General features: G+C 71.8%; 17 protein-coding genes and 1 pseudogene. 11 read left to right on the forward strand and 7 right to left on the reverse strand.

What is annotated here, in order from left to right:
- Positions 1-65 precede the first annotated feature (65 nt).
- Positions 66-1,256 (reverse strand): NAD(P)-dependent malic enzyme, encoded by a 1,191-nt coding sequence (locus ACFPFQ_RS11135; protein ID WP_379617544.1) that lies wholly within the window; start codon positions 1,254-1,256, stop codon positions 66-68.
- Between the two features lie 177 nt (positions 1,257-1,433).
- Complete coding sequence (locus ACFPFQ_RS11140) at positions 1,434-1,790, reverse strand: S26 family signal peptidase (protein WP_379617546.1); 357 nt, start codon at positions 1,788-1,790, stop codon at positions 1,434-1,436.
- Between the two features lie 86 nt (positions 1,791-1,876).
- Here ACFPFQ_RS11140 and sodN point away from each other — a divergent pair, with 86 nt between their 5' ends.
- From sodN to ACFPFQ_RS11155, 3 genes are all read left to right on the forward strand, one after another.
- Positions 1,877-2,281 carry a superoxide dismutase, Ni gene (gene sodN / locus ACFPFQ_RS11145; RefSeq protein ID WP_379617622.1) on the forward strand — a complete coding sequence of 135 codons (405 nt, stop codon included), beginning with the start codon at positions 1,877-1,879 and terminating at the stop codon, positions 2,279-2,281.
- Between the two features lie 237 nt (positions 2,282-2,518).
- Positions 2,519-3,586: an NAD(P)-dependent alcohol dehydrogenase gene (locus tag ACFPFQ_RS11150; protein ID WP_379617548.1), complete on the forward strand. Its 1,068-nt coding sequence runs from the start codon at positions 2,519-2,521 to the stop codon at positions 3,584-3,586.
- A gap of 114 nt (positions 3,587-3,700) precedes the next feature.
- Complete coding sequence (locus tag ACFPFQ_RS11155; protein ID WP_379617550.1) at positions 3,701-5,530, forward strand: sigma-54-dependent Fis family transcriptional regulator; 1,830 nt, start codon at positions 3,701-3,703, stop codon at positions 5,528-5,530.
- 20 nt (positions 5,531-5,550) lie between these two features.
- Here the strand turns inward: ACFPFQ_RS11155 and ACFPFQ_RS11160 are convergent, their stop codons facing one another.
- Positions 5,551-5,910: a hypothetical protein gene (locus ACFPFQ_RS11160; RefSeq protein ID WP_379617552.1), complete on the reverse strand. Its 360-nt coding sequence runs from the start codon at positions 5,908-5,910 to the stop codon at positions 5,551-5,553.
- Positions 5,911-6,029: 119 nt separating this feature from the next.
- A pseudogene (tyrS, locus tag ACFPFQ_RS11165) lies at positions 6,030-6,962 on the reverse strand (tyrosine--tRNA ligase); the annotation flags it as partial.
- A gap of 160 nt (positions 6,963-7,122) precedes the next feature.
- On the opposite strand from tyrS, the gene ACFPFQ_RS11170 reads away from it, so the two are divergent.
- On the forward strand, positions 7,123-7,587 hold the full coding sequence (locus tag ACFPFQ_RS11170) for a hypothetical protein (protein ID WP_379617554.1): 465 nt from the start codon (positions 7,123-7,125) through the stop codon (positions 7,585-7,587).
- Here ACFPFQ_RS11170 and ACFPFQ_RS11175 read toward each other — a convergent pair whose 3' ends face one another.
- Positions 7,588-7,944, reverse strand: coding sequence for an ArsR/SmtB family transcription factor (locus ACFPFQ_RS11175; protein ID WP_379617556.1), 357 nt, complete (start codon positions 7,942-7,944; stop codon positions 7,588-7,590).
- 20 nt (positions 7,945-7,964) lie between these two features.
- On the opposite strand from ACFPFQ_RS11175, the gene ACFPFQ_RS11180 reads away from it, so the two are divergent.
- Genes ACFPFQ_RS11180 through ACFPFQ_RS11190 form a run of 3 tightly spaced genes read left to right on the forward strand, consistent with a single transcriptional unit; the run spans position 7,965 to position 10,081 of the window.
- Positions 7,965-8,957 carry a cation diffusion facilitator family transporter gene (locus ACFPFQ_RS11180; protein WP_379617558.1) on the forward strand — a complete coding sequence of 331 codons (993 nt, stop codon included), beginning with the start codon at positions 7,965-7,967 and terminating at the stop codon, positions 8,955-8,957.
- A gap of 57 nt (positions 8,958-9,014) precedes the next feature.
- Positions 9,015-9,608 (forward strand): acid phosphatase, encoded by a 594-nt coding sequence (locus ACFPFQ_RS11185; protein ID WP_379617560.1) that lies wholly within the window; start codon positions 9,015-9,017, stop codon positions 9,606-9,608.
- A complete protein-coding gene (locus ACFPFQ_RS11190; protein ID WP_379617562.1) occupies positions 9,605-10,081 on the forward strand; it encodes a GNAT family N-acetyltransferase in 477 nt (158 codons plus the stop codon). The genes ACFPFQ_RS11185 and ACFPFQ_RS11190 overlap by 4 nt, the downstream gene beginning before the upstream one ends.
- A 9-nt stretch (positions 10,082-10,090) precedes the next feature.
- On the opposite strand, the gene ACFPFQ_RS11195 is transcribed toward ACFPFQ_RS11190, so the two are convergent.
- On the reverse strand, positions 10,091-10,495 hold the full coding sequence (locus tag ACFPFQ_RS11195) for a hypothetical protein (RefSeq protein ID WP_379617564.1): 405 nt from the start codon (positions 10,493-10,495) through the stop codon (positions 10,091-10,093).
- 93 nt (positions 10,496-10,588) lie between these two features.
- Between ACFPFQ_RS11195 and ACFPFQ_RS11200 the strand changes: the two genes are divergently transcribed.
- The 3 genes from ACFPFQ_RS11200 (at position 10,589) to ACFPFQ_RS11210 (ending at position 13,301) form a co-directional block, all read left to right on the forward strand.
- A complete protein-coding gene (locus ACFPFQ_RS11200; protein ID WP_379617566.1) occupies positions 10,589-11,287 on the forward strand; it encodes a FadR/GntR family transcriptional regulator in 699 nt (232 codons plus the stop codon).
- A 65-nt stretch (positions 11,288-11,352) separates the two neighbouring features.
- Positions 11,353-12,522, forward strand: a complete 1,170-nt coding sequence (locus ACFPFQ_RS11205) for an MFS transporter (RefSeq protein WP_379617568.1) — start codon at positions 11,353-11,355, stop codon at positions 12,520-12,522.
- A gap of 527 nt (positions 12,523-13,049) precedes the next feature.
- Positions 13,050-13,301, forward strand: a complete 252-nt coding sequence (locus ACFPFQ_RS11210; RefSeq protein ID WP_075950692.1) for a WhiB family transcriptional regulator — start codon at positions 13,050-13,052, stop codon at positions 13,299-13,301.
- Positions 13,302-13,532: 231 nt separating this feature from the next.
- Here the strand turns inward: ACFPFQ_RS11210 and ACFPFQ_RS11215 are convergent, their stop codons facing one another.
- A complete protein-coding gene (locus ACFPFQ_RS11215) occupies positions 13,533-15,032 on the reverse strand; it encodes a sensor histidine kinase (protein ID WP_379617570.1) in 1,500 nt (499 codons plus the stop codon).
- Between the two features lie 66 nt (positions 15,033-15,098).
- On the opposite strand from ACFPFQ_RS11215, the gene ACFPFQ_RS11220 reads away from it, so the two are divergent.
- A complete protein-coding gene (locus tag ACFPFQ_RS11220; protein ID WP_379617624.1) occupies positions 15,099-15,173 on the forward strand; it encodes a 50S ribosomal protein bL37 in 75 nt (24 codons plus the stop codon).
- Positions 15,174-15,195: the final 22 nt, after the last annotated feature.

The raw sequence follows: 15,195 nt of genomic DNA on the forward strand, positions 1-15,195 counted from the left end.
AGCACGCTGTGTGACGAACAGGGCCACTCGTGGGAGAAGTCGCAGGCAAGACCCCCAATTGGAGGTCACTCCGAGTCAGGATCGCCGTTCGCCGCCGCGGCGACGGCTGCCGACACAGCCGGCGCGACACGCGGGTCGAACGGGCTCGGCACGATGCGATCGGCCGCCAGGTCGTCGCGGGCCACGGAGAAGATGGCCTCCGCCGCAGCCAACTTCATCCGCTCCGTGATCCGGCGGGCACCGGCATCCAGCGCGCCGCGGAACACCCCGGGGAACGCCAGCACGTTGTTGATCTGGTTCGGGAAGTCGCTGCGCCCCGTTGCGACGATCGCGGCGTGGCGGGCGGCGACGTCCGGGTGCACCTCCGGATCCGGGTTCGACAGCGCGAAGACCATGCCGCCGGGCGCCATCCGGGCCAGCAGTTCCTCGGGCAGCAGCGCGGAGGACAGTCCGACGAACACATCGGCGCCGTCGAGCGCCTCGCCGGGCCCTCCGCTGATGCCGCGCGGGTTCGTGACGGCCGCGAGCAGGGCCTTCTCGCCGGTGACGCCGCTGCGGCCGAGCCGGATCACGCCACGGGAGTCGAGCACCGTGACGTCGCTCGCGCCCGCCGCGATCAGGATCCGAGCGCACGCGATGCCGGCGGCGCCTGCCCCGGAGATCACGACGCGCAGGTCGGCGAGCGGGCGGTCCTGCACGGCACAGGCGCCGCGCAGCGCCGCGAGCAGGACGATCGCCGTGCCGTGCTGGTCGTCGTGCATGACCGGGCAGTCGAGCGCCTCGATGAGGCGTCGCTCCAGCTCGAAGCACCGCGGTGCCGAGACGTCCTCCAGGTTCACCGCGCCGAAGCTCGGGCGCAGCCGCACGAGCGTCTCGACGATCTCGTCGACGTCGGTGGTGTCCAGCACGATCGGGATCGAGTCGAGCCCGCCGAACGTCTTGAACAGCGCGGACTTGCCCTCCATCACCGGCAGCGCGGCCCGGGGGCCGATGTCACCGAGGCCCAGCACCGCGGTGCCGTCGCTGACCACGGCGACGAGGCGGTTGGCCCAGGTGTAGCGGGCCGCGAGCGTCTGATCAGCGGCGATGGCACGGCTGACGTCGGCGACACCGGGGGTGTAGGCGATGGCGAGGTCGCGCGCGTTCTGCAGGGGTGCGGTGAGGCCCGTGGAGAGCTTGCCGCCCAGGTGGGCCGCGAACACCTCGTCGGCGGTGATGGCGGATTCGGGCCGGGTTCGTTCCGGGACGATGGTCATGTCGAAGCCACTTTCTCGTGCTCAGGTTCGGTGGCGCCACAGAAGGGCGCTCGCTCGCCGTGCACCGGAGGTGGCGGGTAGTTGCCGTGTCACGGTGCCGAACGGCCTCTCGGGGAGCGGGCCACGGGTTGTCGTGGCGCGGACCGCCGAGGTTCGGCTGTCGGGTACGAGGTGATCCTATCCCGTGGGACAGGGCCCGTGGCGGTCGATCTCGTCACCCTCGGGGCCGTCCGGACGGGCCCGCAACCGCCCCGGCCGCGGCCACAGCCGCAGCCGCACCACCCCCACGACATCGGCGGGCCCCAGCGTCCGCGAGTCGGTGGAGCCGTCGGGGTTGTCGCCGAGCACCCACCAGCCGGCACCGTCGGGCCGGACGGCGCGCTTCACGGAGAGCTGCCCGGGCCGGCTGCTCCACCGCACGAGCACCACATCACCCGATCGGGTGATACGACCGAAACGGGCGAGCACGACATCGCCGTCACCGAGGGTCGGCGACATGGACGGCCCGCGGACACCCACCCGTCGCCAGCGCATGAACCATCTCCACACTCTGTAGCCCACGAACCGCAGGGGTAGGGTCGTCCCAGCCAGAACGATCACCACCAGGAGGACCCATGGGGATTCTGTCCCGCATTCTCCGCCCGCGGCTGGAGGCCACCGCTCACTGCGACCTCCCCTGTGGCGTGTACGACCCGGCCCAGGCGCGGATCGAAGCCGAGTCGGTCAAGGCCATCCAGGAGAAGTACCAGGCCAACGAGGACCCGACCTTCCGGGCACGGGCGATCGACATCAAGGAACAGCGCGCGGACCTGGTCAAGCACCACCTGTGGGTGCTGTGGACCGACTACTTCAAGCCCCCGCACTTCGAGAAGTACCCGGACCTGCACGTCCTGTTCAACAAGGCCACCAAGGCTGCGGGCGCGGGCGGCGTGAAGGCGTCCAACGACCCGGCCTCCGGCCAGGAACTGCTGGACCTGATCGCCGAGATCGACAAGATCTTCTGGGAGACGAAGGCCGCAGCCTGATCAGTGCAGCCTGATCGCTACAGCCCGATCCGGGCCCCGACGAGCGGCGCCGACCAGCGGAGACATTCCGCCGGCCGGCGCCGCTCGTCGTTGGGCGATGTTCCAGCTCGCCCAAAAGGCTCGGCATCTTAGCGCGGGGAATGACCGCTTGCAGCGTGAGGACTGTCTCAGATCGGGACCTCCGCCCCCGTGCCAACTACCCATGATGGCTCCGACCAGCCCGGCAAAGGAGCCCCCATGGCAGGCACGATGCGCGCGTTCGTCATCAAGAAGGTCGGCGAGACCGAGGTGGTGGAGAAGCCGATTCCGGAGCCGGGACCGGAGGAGGCGATCGTCAAGGTCACGGCCGCGCTCATCTGCACCTCCGACGTGCACACCGTGAAGGGTGCGCTGCCCGTGCCGGACGGGCGCACGCTCGGCCACGAGTCCGTCGGCGTGATCCACAAGCTGGGTTCGGCCGTGACCGGGTTCGAGGAGGGGCAGCGCGTGGCCGTCAACGCGGTCACCCCTTGCTACCGGTGCCACTACTGCCAGCGCGGTTACACCAGCCAGTGCGGCGGCCCGCTCGGCGGCTACAAGTACACCGTCCAGATGGACGGCAACATGGCCGAGTACTTCGTCGTGCCGGCCGCCTTCGCGAACCTCACCCCGATCCCGGACGACCTCACCGACGCGCAGGCCGTCTACACCTGCGACATGCTCAGCACCGGTTTCATGGGCGCCGAGCACGCCTACCTCCAGTTCGGCGACATCGTCGCGGTCTTCGCGCAGGGACCGGTCGGGCTGTGCGCCACGATGGGCGCCAACCTGATGGGCGCCGGGCGGATCATCGCCGTCGAGTCCCGGCCGGAGCGCCAGGCGCTGGCCAAGCGCTTCGGTGCCGACGACATCGTCGACTTCACGCAGGGCGACCCCGTCGAGCAGATCATGGACCTGACCGGCGGCGAAGGCGTCGACGCCGCGATCGAGGCCTTCGGCTTCCCGCAGACGTTCGAGGCGTGCCTGCGGGTCACCAAGGCAGGCGGGCGCGTGTCCAACATCGGCTACCACGGCGAGAACCCGGCCCCACTGCAGTTGCCGCTGGACGCCTTCGGGCTCGGGATGAACGACAAGTCGATCCACACGGGTCTGTGCCCCGGCGGCAACGAGCGCATGAACCGGCTCTTCCGGCTCATGCAGAGCGGCCGGATCGACCCGACCCCCATGACCACGCACACGTTCCCGTTCGACGACGTCAGCCACGCCTTCGACATGATGACCTCCAAGGAGGACGGCATCATCAAACCGCTGATCACCTTCCCCTGATCTCGGATCCGGGCGCTGCCACCGGCCTACCGTTCGGCACCTCGTGCAGGCATCATGAAGGTGCCGAACGCTGGCCGCAGCACTGGAGCCGAGTCGTACGGGGTGGTGATCGGCGTGAGGCCGACGCGTCGGGTGCACGCGGTAGTCGCGGCGCGGGAACGGTTCCTCGAGGACGGCGATCTCGAGCCCGATGTCGTCCGGCAGCCGATACTGGCCTCCTGGCGTCGTTCCCGGCTGGCAGGTGTGGACGCGCACCACTTCGACGTCCCCTACCAGCCCGACCTCGACCTGGCCGGGGCACTCGTCCACCACGCCCGGCCGGTGCTGGACCGGTTGGAGACGCAGCTGTCGGACATGTCGGTCTGCGCCGTGCTCACCGACACCCGCGGCCGGATCCTGGATCGCCGCGTCGGTGACAACCAGTTGCTGCGCATGCTCGACGACATCTCGCTGGCACCCGGCTTCAGCTACGCCGAGGCGCACGCGGGCACGAACGGGGTGGGCACCGCGCTGGAGGGACGTGGCGCCACCATGGTCGTCGGTGCCGAGCACTTCACCGACCGGCTGCAACCGTTCGCCTGCGCCGGCGCGCCGATCCGCAACCCGGTGAGCGGGCGGGTCGAGGGGATCATCGACATCACCACGTTGAGCGCCGACGCCAACCCGACGATGCGCCTGCTCGCGCTCGAAGCAGCCAACGACGTCGAACGGGAGCTGCGTGACCGCAGCGGCCACGCAGCGACGATGGTGATGCGCGAGTTCGTCACCGCGCGCATGCGAACCAAGCAGGCTGTCATCGCGGTGGCCGCCGACTTCTTCATCACCTGCCCGCGGGCAGCGGTGCAACTCACCGCCGCCGACCAGGAGTACCTGCGCGATCGGGCCGTCGAGTTCCTGGAGAACGCGCGGGAGACCGTCTCGACCGTCGTGCTCTCGCAGGGCCCGAGCCGGCTGCGCTGCACGCACGTCCTGCACCACGCCCGGCCGGTCGGGGCGATCCTGGAGATCACCTTCGGAGGTGCCGCGCCGGCATCGAGGGCCGCTGCATCCCGAGCACCGGCGGCACAGGCACAGCGGGCCGGCACCGCGGAGCGGATCATCCAGGACGGATCGCTGCCCGGGCTGGCCGGAACATCACCGGCCTGGCAGCGGTGCTGCCGGGAGGTGCGGCTGGCCGCGGCGCACCGGTCGCCGCTCATCGTGCTGGGTGAGGACGGCGTCGGGAAGCTGGCGATGCTCGCCGCGGCGCACCAGGAGCGGTGGCCGACGTCGCGGCTGCGCACCATCGAGTGCGCCGCGCCCGCGGTCGCCGACCGGTTGCGCGAAGCGCTCGACGATCACGACGCCACGGTCGTGCTCCGTCATCTGGACCGGATGGAACCCGCCGCTGCTACGGCCGTCGACACGGCCCTGCGGGAGCGGCCCCCCGGCGCCGTCGACCGTTCGTGGCTGGTCGCCACCGCGACGTCGCCGACCACGTCCCCGCATCCCGTCCTCGACGACCTCCTCGGCCATTTCGCTGCCTCGGTCACCGTCCCGGCGCTGCGGCACCGGCCCGACGACATCAGCGCCATGGTGGCGGCGCTCCTGCGTCGCATCGCTCCGGGACGGCGGCTGAGCTGCTCCGCCGACGCCGTCCGCGCGCTGTGCGGCTACCGGTGGCCGGGGAACGCGGCCGAACTGGAGGTCGCGCTGCGCTCGGCGCTGACGTCGCGGCCGGTCGGCCAGATCGGGCTGTCCGACCTGCCCGCCCGGTGCCTCTCGTCGAGCCGGCGCCTGCTGTCGCGGTTGGAGTCTTCCGAGCGGGATCTGATCATCGAGGCCCTGCGCGACGCCGGCGGCAACCGGGCGCATGCCGCGGTCGCGCTCGGGATCGGGCGCGCCACCCTCTACCGCCGCCTGAAGCACTTCGGGATCGACCACGTCCGGTTCGACATCGCCTGACGGCTGCGGTCGAGCTCGCGTCAGGCGACCGGTGGCGGCCGGAAGTGGCTCTCGAACCGGCGCGCCCGCTGCGTGAGCGTGCGCCGGTGCCGTGGCGCGGCCACCTGTGTGCGGTAGGCCCGGTGCAGCAGCAGGCCCAGTGCCACGGCGATCACCAGAGCGGCGATGACGTGCCACCACTCCGTGGCCCAGAAGTGGATCACCCCGACGGCGAGCGCCGTGACCGCGACACCGGCCGTCTTGATCATCAGGATGCGGAGCCGCCGCGGCCGGTCCCGGGCCCCGCGCCGCAGCTGCGGCGCCGAGCTCGAGATCACCCACAGCCAGTACAGGCCGAGCAGCACGTGGGCGATGAGTCCCGTGATCTGCCGTAGATCCATGGCGGGTGGTCCTTCGGAGACCGGAACCTCCGCCCTCAGCGTCCATGCTCCGCGCACGGGCAGCACGCTGAAAGGGCCAAAGGCCCTAACCGCTGCCGGTTCACCGCGGCAGCCGGGTGTCACCCGGTGAGACGGACGACGTGGCGCCTGCCGACCGCGATGACCCGGCCGACCAGCTCGTCGCGGTTGCGGGTGTAGTCGCCGCCGCCCAGCACGGCACCGTCGAGCCGCACGCCTCCGCCGTCGATGAGCCGCCGGACCTCCTTCGCGGACCGGGCGAAGCCGGCGTCCACGAGCAACCGCGGTAGCGAGACCGGGTGACCGACCGGCAGGGCGAGCACCGGCACGGCCGCAGGTTCTTCGTGACGGCGGAACCGACGGTCGAAGTCCTCCGCGTCGACGGCAGCCGCGCCGTGGTGGAGCGCGACGATCGCGGCCCCGACCCGCCGCTTGGTCGCGGCAGCGGGTGGGCCGCCCGCCTGCGCCGCAGCACCGAGCGCACGGGCCGCAACCGGGTCCATGTCGGTGCAGAGCAGCGCGTAGCGCTCCACCAGCGTGTCGGGGATCGACATGATCTCGCCGAACTTGCTCGGTGCCGGTTCGGTCAGCCACACGGCGTTGCCTGCCGACTTCCCCATCTTCTGCACGCCGTCGAGGCCTTCCAGCAGCGGCATCGTGAGCACCACCTGCGATGCGTGCCCGGCCGCCCGCTGGACGTCGCGGCGCATGACGAGGTTGAAGAACTGGTTGTTGCCCCCGATCTCGGCGTCGGCGCGCACGGCGAGGGAGTCGATGGCCTGCAGCACGGGGTGGAGGAACTCCGACAGCGCGATCGGTCGCCCACCTGCGTGGCGTGCGGCGAAGTCGCCGCGCTCGAGCAGCTGGGCGACCGTGCCGTGCTGGGCGTGGCCGAGGATCTCCGGGAGCTCCATGGCCGCGAGCCACTCGGAGTTGTGCCGCACCTCGAGCCGGTCTGGACGCAGGATCGTGCCGGCCTGCTCCAGGCAGGTGCGCGCGTTGGCGGTGGTCTGTTCGCGGGCAACGGTTCGCCGCGCACCAGCGCGGTCGTGAGGCCGTCGGGGGGAAGCAGCTGGGAGGCGCCTGCGCCCACTTCGATGGGGGTGGTGGTCATGGGATCGTCCCCCGGATCAGGGCGGGATCCCCGGTTCGTTCCCGTTCGGCCCCGCCGCGGCGCGCCTGGTCGAGCTGGTCGTGACGGGGCAGTGCCGCTGGCTCGGGATCGAGCCGACGCTCGCGGCGCTGGCCGGCTCCCGGTGGAGCGAGTGGCCGCCGCACCAGCGGGCGGCCGTCCTCGACGTGCTGGACGCGTTCTGGTCGCGCACGCTGGGCACCCATCCGGGCCCGTACGACGTCGGCGACGTGCTCTGCGGGTTCGGGATGCTGGTGCCCGACGTCGCTGCCCTGATCGGTCGCTGGCACCTCGCCGACGGCGCCGCCGCCCAGCACCTGCGCGACCTCGTCATCGCGAAGGGGCACCTGGCCGGGCCGTACCGGGCACCGCCCTACTGGTCGCCCGACAGCGCGGCCGTGGTGCTGGACTGGCTGCGCTCCCCCGCGCTCGTCGACGCCGTGACGGCCGCCGCCGCCGCGACCACCGATCCGGCGGTGCTCGACGCGCTCGACGAGACCGATCGCTACCTCGCCGCGATGCGCTGATCAGGCATGGTCCGGCGCGCCCGTGACCACGTGCGCCGCGGCCTCCATCGCCTCGGCCAGCAACCTGCGGACGTGCCCGCCGCGGGCGCGGTAGAGCACGCGCCGCCCGTCGCGGCGCGTGCTGACGAGCCCGGTCATGCGCAGCTTGGCCAGGTGCTGCGACACCGCGGGCCGGGCGGCTCCCACCGCCGCCGCGAGATCGGTGACGTCTCGCTCCGCGCCGCAGAGCAGCCACAGCAGCCGCACCCGGGTGGGGTCGGCCAGCATCCGGAAGGAGGCCGTCGCGACGTCCACGTGGTCCTCGGCCGGCAGCTGTTGCCACTGCTCGGCTGTTGCACTGTCGTCGCGTGCGTACATGAGCACATATAGTGCTCGACATGGGGATTCCGGCGCAACACGGGCACGGACACGGCCACGGCCACGCTCCTGGGCAGCGCGCCTGGGCAGCGGTGCGACACGTCGTCGTCCCGCACAGCCACGACGCCGCCGACCGCATCGACCCGGCGCTCGAGGCGTCCCGGGCCGGCATGCGCGCGCTCGGGACGTCGCTGGCCGTGCTGGGCGCCACGGCGGCCGTGCAGGCGGTGGTCGTGGTGGCGTCCGGATCCGTCGCGCTGCTGTCGGACACCCTGCACAACGTGGCCGACGCGCTCACGGCCGTGCCGGTGGGCATCGCGTTCCTGCTGGCCCGGCGCCCGCCCACGCGCCGGTTCACCTACGGCTACGGGCGGGCCGAGGACGTTGCGGGCGTCGTCGTGGTGCTGGTGATCCTCGGCTCCGCGGTGCTGGCGGGCTACGAGTCGATCCGCAGGCTCGCCGAGCCCGGCGAGATGCGCTTCATCGGCGCCGTCGCGGTCGCCGCGCTGGTGGGGGCGGCGGGCAACGAGGTGGCGGCGCAGTTACGCATCCGCACCGGGCGGCGGATCGGGTCGGCCGCGCTCCTTGCCGACGGCCTGCACGCGCGCGCCGATGCGCTGGCGTCGCTCGCGGTGCTGCTGTCCGCGGGTGGTGCGGCGCTGGGCTGGCGGTGGGCCGATCCCGTGGTCGGGCTCGCCATCACGGCCATGATCGCGACGGTGACGTGGGGTGCGGCGCGCCAGGTGCTCGCGCGGCTGATGGACGCCGTCGATCCGGCGCTCGTCGACCAGGCCATCGCGGCGCTGCGGGACGTGGCCGGGGTGGTGGACGTGGACAGCGTGCGGCTGCGCTGGATCGGGCACGCGCTGCGCGCCGAGGTCGATCTCACCGTGCCCGCCCGCGTCAGCATCGAGCAGGCCCACGCCACCGCGCACGCCGCCGAGCACCGGCTCACGCACGCGGTGCCGCGGCTCACGGCCGCGACGGTGCACGCCCATCCGCCGGGCGGTTGATCCGGGCGGTTGATCTTTGCAGGCACCCCGTGGCGGCCCGCACTATGCTCCGCATCCGTGACCTCTGGGCGGATCTTCCTGCTGCGCCACGGCGAGACGGAGTGGTCGCTCTCCGGGCGCCACACCGGCCGTTCCGACGTCCCGCTGACCGAGCGCGGCCGCACGTTCGCGGCGGCGGCCGGTGCGCTCGGAGCGCGCCTGCGCGACACCGCGCCGCCGGCGAAGGTCCTGACCAGCCCGCGCGTCCGGGCCCGCGACACCGCATCGCTCGCCGGCCTGCACCCCGACGCCGTCGACCAGCGACTCGTCGAGTGGGACTACGGCGACTACGAGGGCATGACCACACCCGAGATCCGGGAGACGGTGCCGGGCTGGACCGTCTGGACACACCCCTGTCCGGGCGGGGAGACCGCTGAGCAGGTGGCCGCGCGCGCCGATGCCGTGCTGGCCGACGCCGCCGCGATCCTGCCGGACGGCGACGTGGTGCTCGTCGGCCACGGCCACTTCAGCCGTGTCCTCATCGCCCGCTGGATCGAGCGGCCTGCCACCGACGGGGTCCGGTTCTCCATGGACGCCGCGTCGTGGGCGGTACTCGGGCACGAGCGCGGCGTACCGCGGCTGGACCACGTCAACCTCGGGGTGCTGGTATGACCATCCGCGAGGCGGTTCCCGGCGACGTGCCGGCGATCGTCGGGCTGGTGCACGCGCTCGCGGAGTACGAGCGGGAGGCCGCCTCCTGCCACCTCACCGAGGAGCAGCTCACCGCCGCGCTGTTCGGTTCGACCCCCGCACTGTTCGGCCACGTCGCGGAGGCCGGCGGGGCGGTCGTGGGCTGCGCGCTCTGGTTCCTCAACTTCTCCACATGGCGGGGTGTGCACGGCATCTACCTCGAGGACCTGATCGTCGCGCCGCAGCAACGGGGTGGCGGGCTCGGCACGGCGCTGCTGGCGCGGCTGGCCGCGATCTGCGTCGAGCGCGGGTACGGGCGGCTGGAGTGGAGCGTCCTGGACTGGAACGAGCCCTCGATCGCCTTCTACCGCTCCCTCGGCGCGGTGGGGCTGGACGAGTGGACGATGTTCCGCCTCGACGGCACCGCCCTCGCGAAGCTCGGCTCCCCGCGGTAGTCGGCCCGATCAGGGACTGGGTAGGTCGAGGCCCATCGACCAGATCCGGGAGGCGTCGCTGATCAGCAGCATGAACGTGGCCACCACGAACACCCCGGCCACGATGCCGAGCAGCAGCTGCTGCGACGGGCCGATCAGCGAGTAGACCACCGGGAGCAGCAGCAACTGCACGACGATCGCCGGAGTCCGCGCCCAGCGGCGGCCGGTGAGCAGGCCGACGCCGACGGCCACCAGCGCGACGCCGAGAATCAGGAAGTAACCGGCCTCGGCGAGCACCGCACGCAGCGGGAGATCGGACTGCGCGGCACCGATGCCGAGCACCGCCACGAACGCGAGCGCCGCGAGCCCCTCCAGCGTCACGAGCCCGCCCGCGGCCCGCACCTGCAGCGGCGGGCCGGTCGGTTTGTCGGCCATCACAGGTTCGAGGATAGGCCGCGCACTGTTGCCGCCGCCGAGTACCACAAGTAGTCTACTTGTCAGACAACCTGAACTTACCGGGAGAACCACGTGTCCGTCCGCCCCGTCGAACGGTCGTCGCTCGTCGAGCAGACGGCCGCCGAGCTCGACCGGATCGTCCGCAGCGGCGAGTGGGACGTCGGCGACCGGTTACCGGGGGAGGTCGAGCTGGGTAGGCTGCTCGGCGTGGGCCGCTCGACGGTCCGAGAGGCGTTGCGCTCGCTGATCTCGAGCGGCCAGCTGGAGGCCCGGCAGGGCGCCGGCACCTTCGTCGCGTCCCCGACGGCCGTGCCGGGCTGGGAGCGGCACCTGCGCCGGGCCGCGATCGCCGACGTCTACGAGGTGCGCATCGCGCTGGAGCTGGAGGCAGCCCGGCTGGCCGCAGCCCGGCGTACGCCCGCCGATCTCGTCGCCCTCGACGCCGCGATGGCCGCGCGGGGGCGCGCCGAGGGACCAGCGGCGTTCGTCGACGCCGACCTGGCCGTGCACCGCGCGGTGATCGCCGCCGCCCACAACCCCGTGCTCACCGACGTGTTCGCGTCGTTCACCACGGCACTGCGCGAGGCGCTGCTCGACCTCGTCCGCGACGAGGACCTGCGCACGGCCGACGATCACGACGAGGCCACCCGCGCCCACCACGACCTGGTGACCGCCATCCGGGCCGGTGACGCCGCGGCGGCCGTGCTCGCCACCCGCCACAACGTCGAGGACACGCTCGCACAGCTGCACGCCGCGCAACGTTCGTCCTGATCCGCGGCCGTCGGCGCCGTCCGGTACCGCGTTGACATGTCCGACAACCTGAGGAGCAGACACCGATGTACCAGCGCGCACGCCTGGCCGTGCTGAGCGCCAGCCACGTCGTCGACGACCTGTACCAGGGCGCGGTGCCGGCACTCGTGGCACTCCTCGTGATCGAGCGGCACTACACCTACGCCGCAGCGGCGGGCATCACCCTGGCCGCGACCGTGCTGTCGTCGGTCGCCCAGCCGGTGTTCGGCCTGCTCACCGACCGGCGCGAGATGCACTGGATGGTGCCCGCCGGGCTCGGCGTGGCGGGGCTCGGCATCGGCCTGTCGGGACTCACCGACAGCTACGCGCTGACGTGGGCCGCCGTCGCGCTCTCCGGGCTGGGGGTGGCCGCCTACCACCCGCAGGCCGCCCGTTCGGCGCGGATCGCGGGCGGTGGCACCGCAACAGGCATGAGCATCTTCGCGGTCGGCGGCAACCTCGGGTTCGCCATCGGGCCCGCTGCCACCACCGCCGTGTTGCTGAGCACGGGGCTGGGCGGCACGCCGCTGCTCGTCGCACCGGCGCTGGCCATGGTCGTGGTGTTGGTCGTCCTGCAGCGCCGCCAGGGCGGGCCGATCGCGGCCCCCGCCCGCAGCGCCGACGCCGGAACGGACCGCTGGGGCCCGTTCGCCCTGCTCAGCGTCGCTGTCGTGATGCGCTCGATCCTGTTCTTCGGCCTGTCCACCCTCATCGCCCTGTTTCTGCGGGAGCGCTTCGGTGCCGGCCCCGCAGTCGGCAGCGCCGCGTTGACAACGCTGCTCGCCGTGGGCACCGTCTCCACGATCGTGGGCGGCCGGCTGGCCGACCGCATCGGGCGGGTGCCGACGATCCGCATCGGCTACCTGCTGGCACTGCCCGGACTGGCCGGCCTGCTGCTGGCGCCGTCAGTCACCTGGGCCTTCGTCGCCACGGCCGTGCTCGGGGTCGCGACGTACCTGCCGTTCAGCGTGCAGACGACGCTGGCGCAGGACTACCTGCCCACCCGGGTGGGCACGGCGTCGGGCGTGACGCTCGGGCTGGCCGTCTCCGTCGGCGGCGTCTTCACCCCCGTGCTCGGCGCCATCGGTGACAGTTCCGGGCTCGGCGCGGCGATTCTGGTGCTGGCGGTCGCACCGGTCGTGGCACTGGTGATCTGTTTCCGGCTCCCCGAAATCCGGTCGACCACGCCGGCGAGCGCCCCAGCCGGAAAGCCCTGAGCGCCGCCGCATCCGCGGAATACGCCGGCGAGTTCAGCCGTTGTTCACATTCGCGTTGTCGACCCGATGTCGCTGCGGTGCGTGCACACGTCACTACGCGTCGTCGTGCTACGAGGGCTGTTCGTCGCAGCCGACCTGCGGAGGTCACCCGCATGGGTGACAGGATCGTCCATTCACCGATGCACGTGGACCGTCGAGCCGATAAGGGCTCGCACCAGGTCAAACGGTGGCCCAAGGTAGGTCAGGCGAAAGCGAGCGATCGCGAGGAAGTTTTCTCGCATGGTCCGCGAGGAACCGGGTAACCGGGTCTGCGGGCAGGGACAGGGTCGATCGCTCATCGTGACGGGGACGCGAAGCAGTAACCATTCGTGTCGATCATCGTTGCGATGAGTGGGTGAGAGTCCTCACCTGGATGGACCTGGCCCCTTGAAGATCGAGCGCGCTCGTGAAATCCTTCACAAGCGCGGAAACACCGTGACAGACGATCGGCGCGACCCCGATCGCGCAAGTACGAGGAGCAGAGCACCATGGACTGGCGTCACCGCGCTATTTGCCGCGACGAGGACCCCGAGCTTTTCTTCCCTGTGGGGACGAGCGGTCCTGCGCTGCTGCAGATCGCCGAGGCCAAGACTGTATGCCGGCGCTGCCCCGTGGTCACCGAGTGCCTCACCTGGGCACTTGAGAGCGGCCAGGATGCAGGCGTCTGGGGCGGCATGAGCGAAGACGAGCGACGCGCACTCAAGCGTCGCAACGCGCGTACGCGCGCACGCACCGCCTGATACAAGCCTCACGATCTACAGCTACACCGCAAGACCAGAGCAAGCAGCAACACGAGCAGTACAGCAACCACGAGCAACACAGCACCACGGATTCCCACCACGGGCCCGAAACCGGACTGCACCCGGTTCCGGGCCCGTGGTCGTTTCCATCAGAAGCACGAGGACAGCTTCCGCTGGAGGGACCGCGACCCGTCTTGCCTGCGACTCGGGCCGCCGGTCTCAGGAAGTAGGTTAACGCCCCCGGAGCGAGAGCCTGATGACGGCCTCCGTTCCGCCCCCCGACCGGGCCCTGACCTGCAGTGCGGAGTCGAGTTCCGAGTCGAGCAGCGTGCGCACGATCTGCAGGCCGAGCCCGTCGGACGTCTCCAGGTCGAAGCCGGGCGGCAGCCCGTGCCCGTCGTCGGCCACCACCACGTCGAGCCCGGCGGCCGACCGCTGGGCCGACACGATGACCTCGCCGGACACCCCGGGGGCGAACGCGTGGGCGAGCGCGTTGTGGACGAGTTCGGTGAGCACCAGCACGAGCGGCGTCGCGAGCGCGGCCGGGAGCGTGCCGAAGCTGCCCTCCCTGCGGACCTTGGCCCGAGACTCGGCCGTGGCGCCGTCGCCGATCGCCGGCAGCACCTTGTCGACGAGCTCGTCGAGGCTGACGCGCTCGTCGACCGACGCCGAGAGCGTCTCGTGGACGAGTGCGATGGAATTGACACGCCGCACGCTCTCCGCGAGCGCCCGGCGGGCCTCCGGGATCGCTGTGCGGCGGGCCTGTAGGCGCAGCAGTGCAGCCACCGTCTGCAGGTTGTTCTTCACCCGGTGATGGATCTCGCGGATGGTGGCGTCCTTCGACAGCAGCGCCAAGTCCCGGCGGCGCAGATCGGTGACGTCACGGACCAGCACCAGAGCCCCGGCCGCATCACCCCGGGGGCGCAGTGGCAGCGCTCGTACGAGCATCACGGCCTCCCGCGCGCGGGCCTCCATCCGCAGCGAGTACCGCCCCTCGAGCGCCGCTGTGATGCGGGCGGCCACCTCGGCGGAGTCGAACGGGTCGTGGACGAGGTCACGCGTGGCATCGGCCAGGCGCAGTCCCACGAGGTCGCTGGCGTGGCCCATGCGGTGGTACGCCGAGAGCGCGTTCGGGCTCGCGTACGCGACGAGGCCCAACGCGTCGAGGCGGATCAGGCCGTCGCCTGCGCGTGGGCTGGTGTCGGAGCCACCCAGCGCGGTGCGCGGCGGGAAGGTGCCGTCGGCCACCATCTGGCACAGGTCCGACGCGCTGCCCAGGTAGGAGATCTCCAGGGGGCTCGGCACGCGGGGCATCGCGAGGTTCGTGTCCCGCGACAGCACGGCGATCACGTCGCCGTCGAGCCGCACCGGGATCGTCTCGGAGCGCACGGGCACCTCGAGGTGCCACCGCGGGTTCTCCTCGCGGCAGATGCGACCCTCGACGACAGCCCGGCGCAGGTACGGGTTCTCCACCTCGGTGGAGCGCGCGCCGACCTTGTCGTCGGGGTGTGCCGTGGGCGCGGTGGTGGGACGCACCTGGGCGACGCAGAGGAACTCCGTGCCCGGGCGCGGCTCCTCACCAGGGACCTTGGCCAGCGGAACCCAGAGCAGGAAGTCGGCGAACGACATGTCCGCGAGCAACTGCCACTCGGCACCGACCCGCTGCAGGTGTTCGACAGCGTCACCGGTCAGGTCGGTGTGCTCCGCGAGCAGCTCGCTCAACGTGGACACCGGATCATCCAACCACGGGGCCGTGGGACAATTGAGCCAGCACTAGATCGAAGTGAGGAGGCAGACATGTCGAAGCGTGCACGCAAGCGCCGCGACCGCGGTAAGAAGGGCGCCAACCACGGCAAGAAGCCGAACACGTGACACCAACCGTCGAGAACGAAGT

This window comes from Pseudonocardia sp. GCM10023141, from assembly GCF_042653605.1.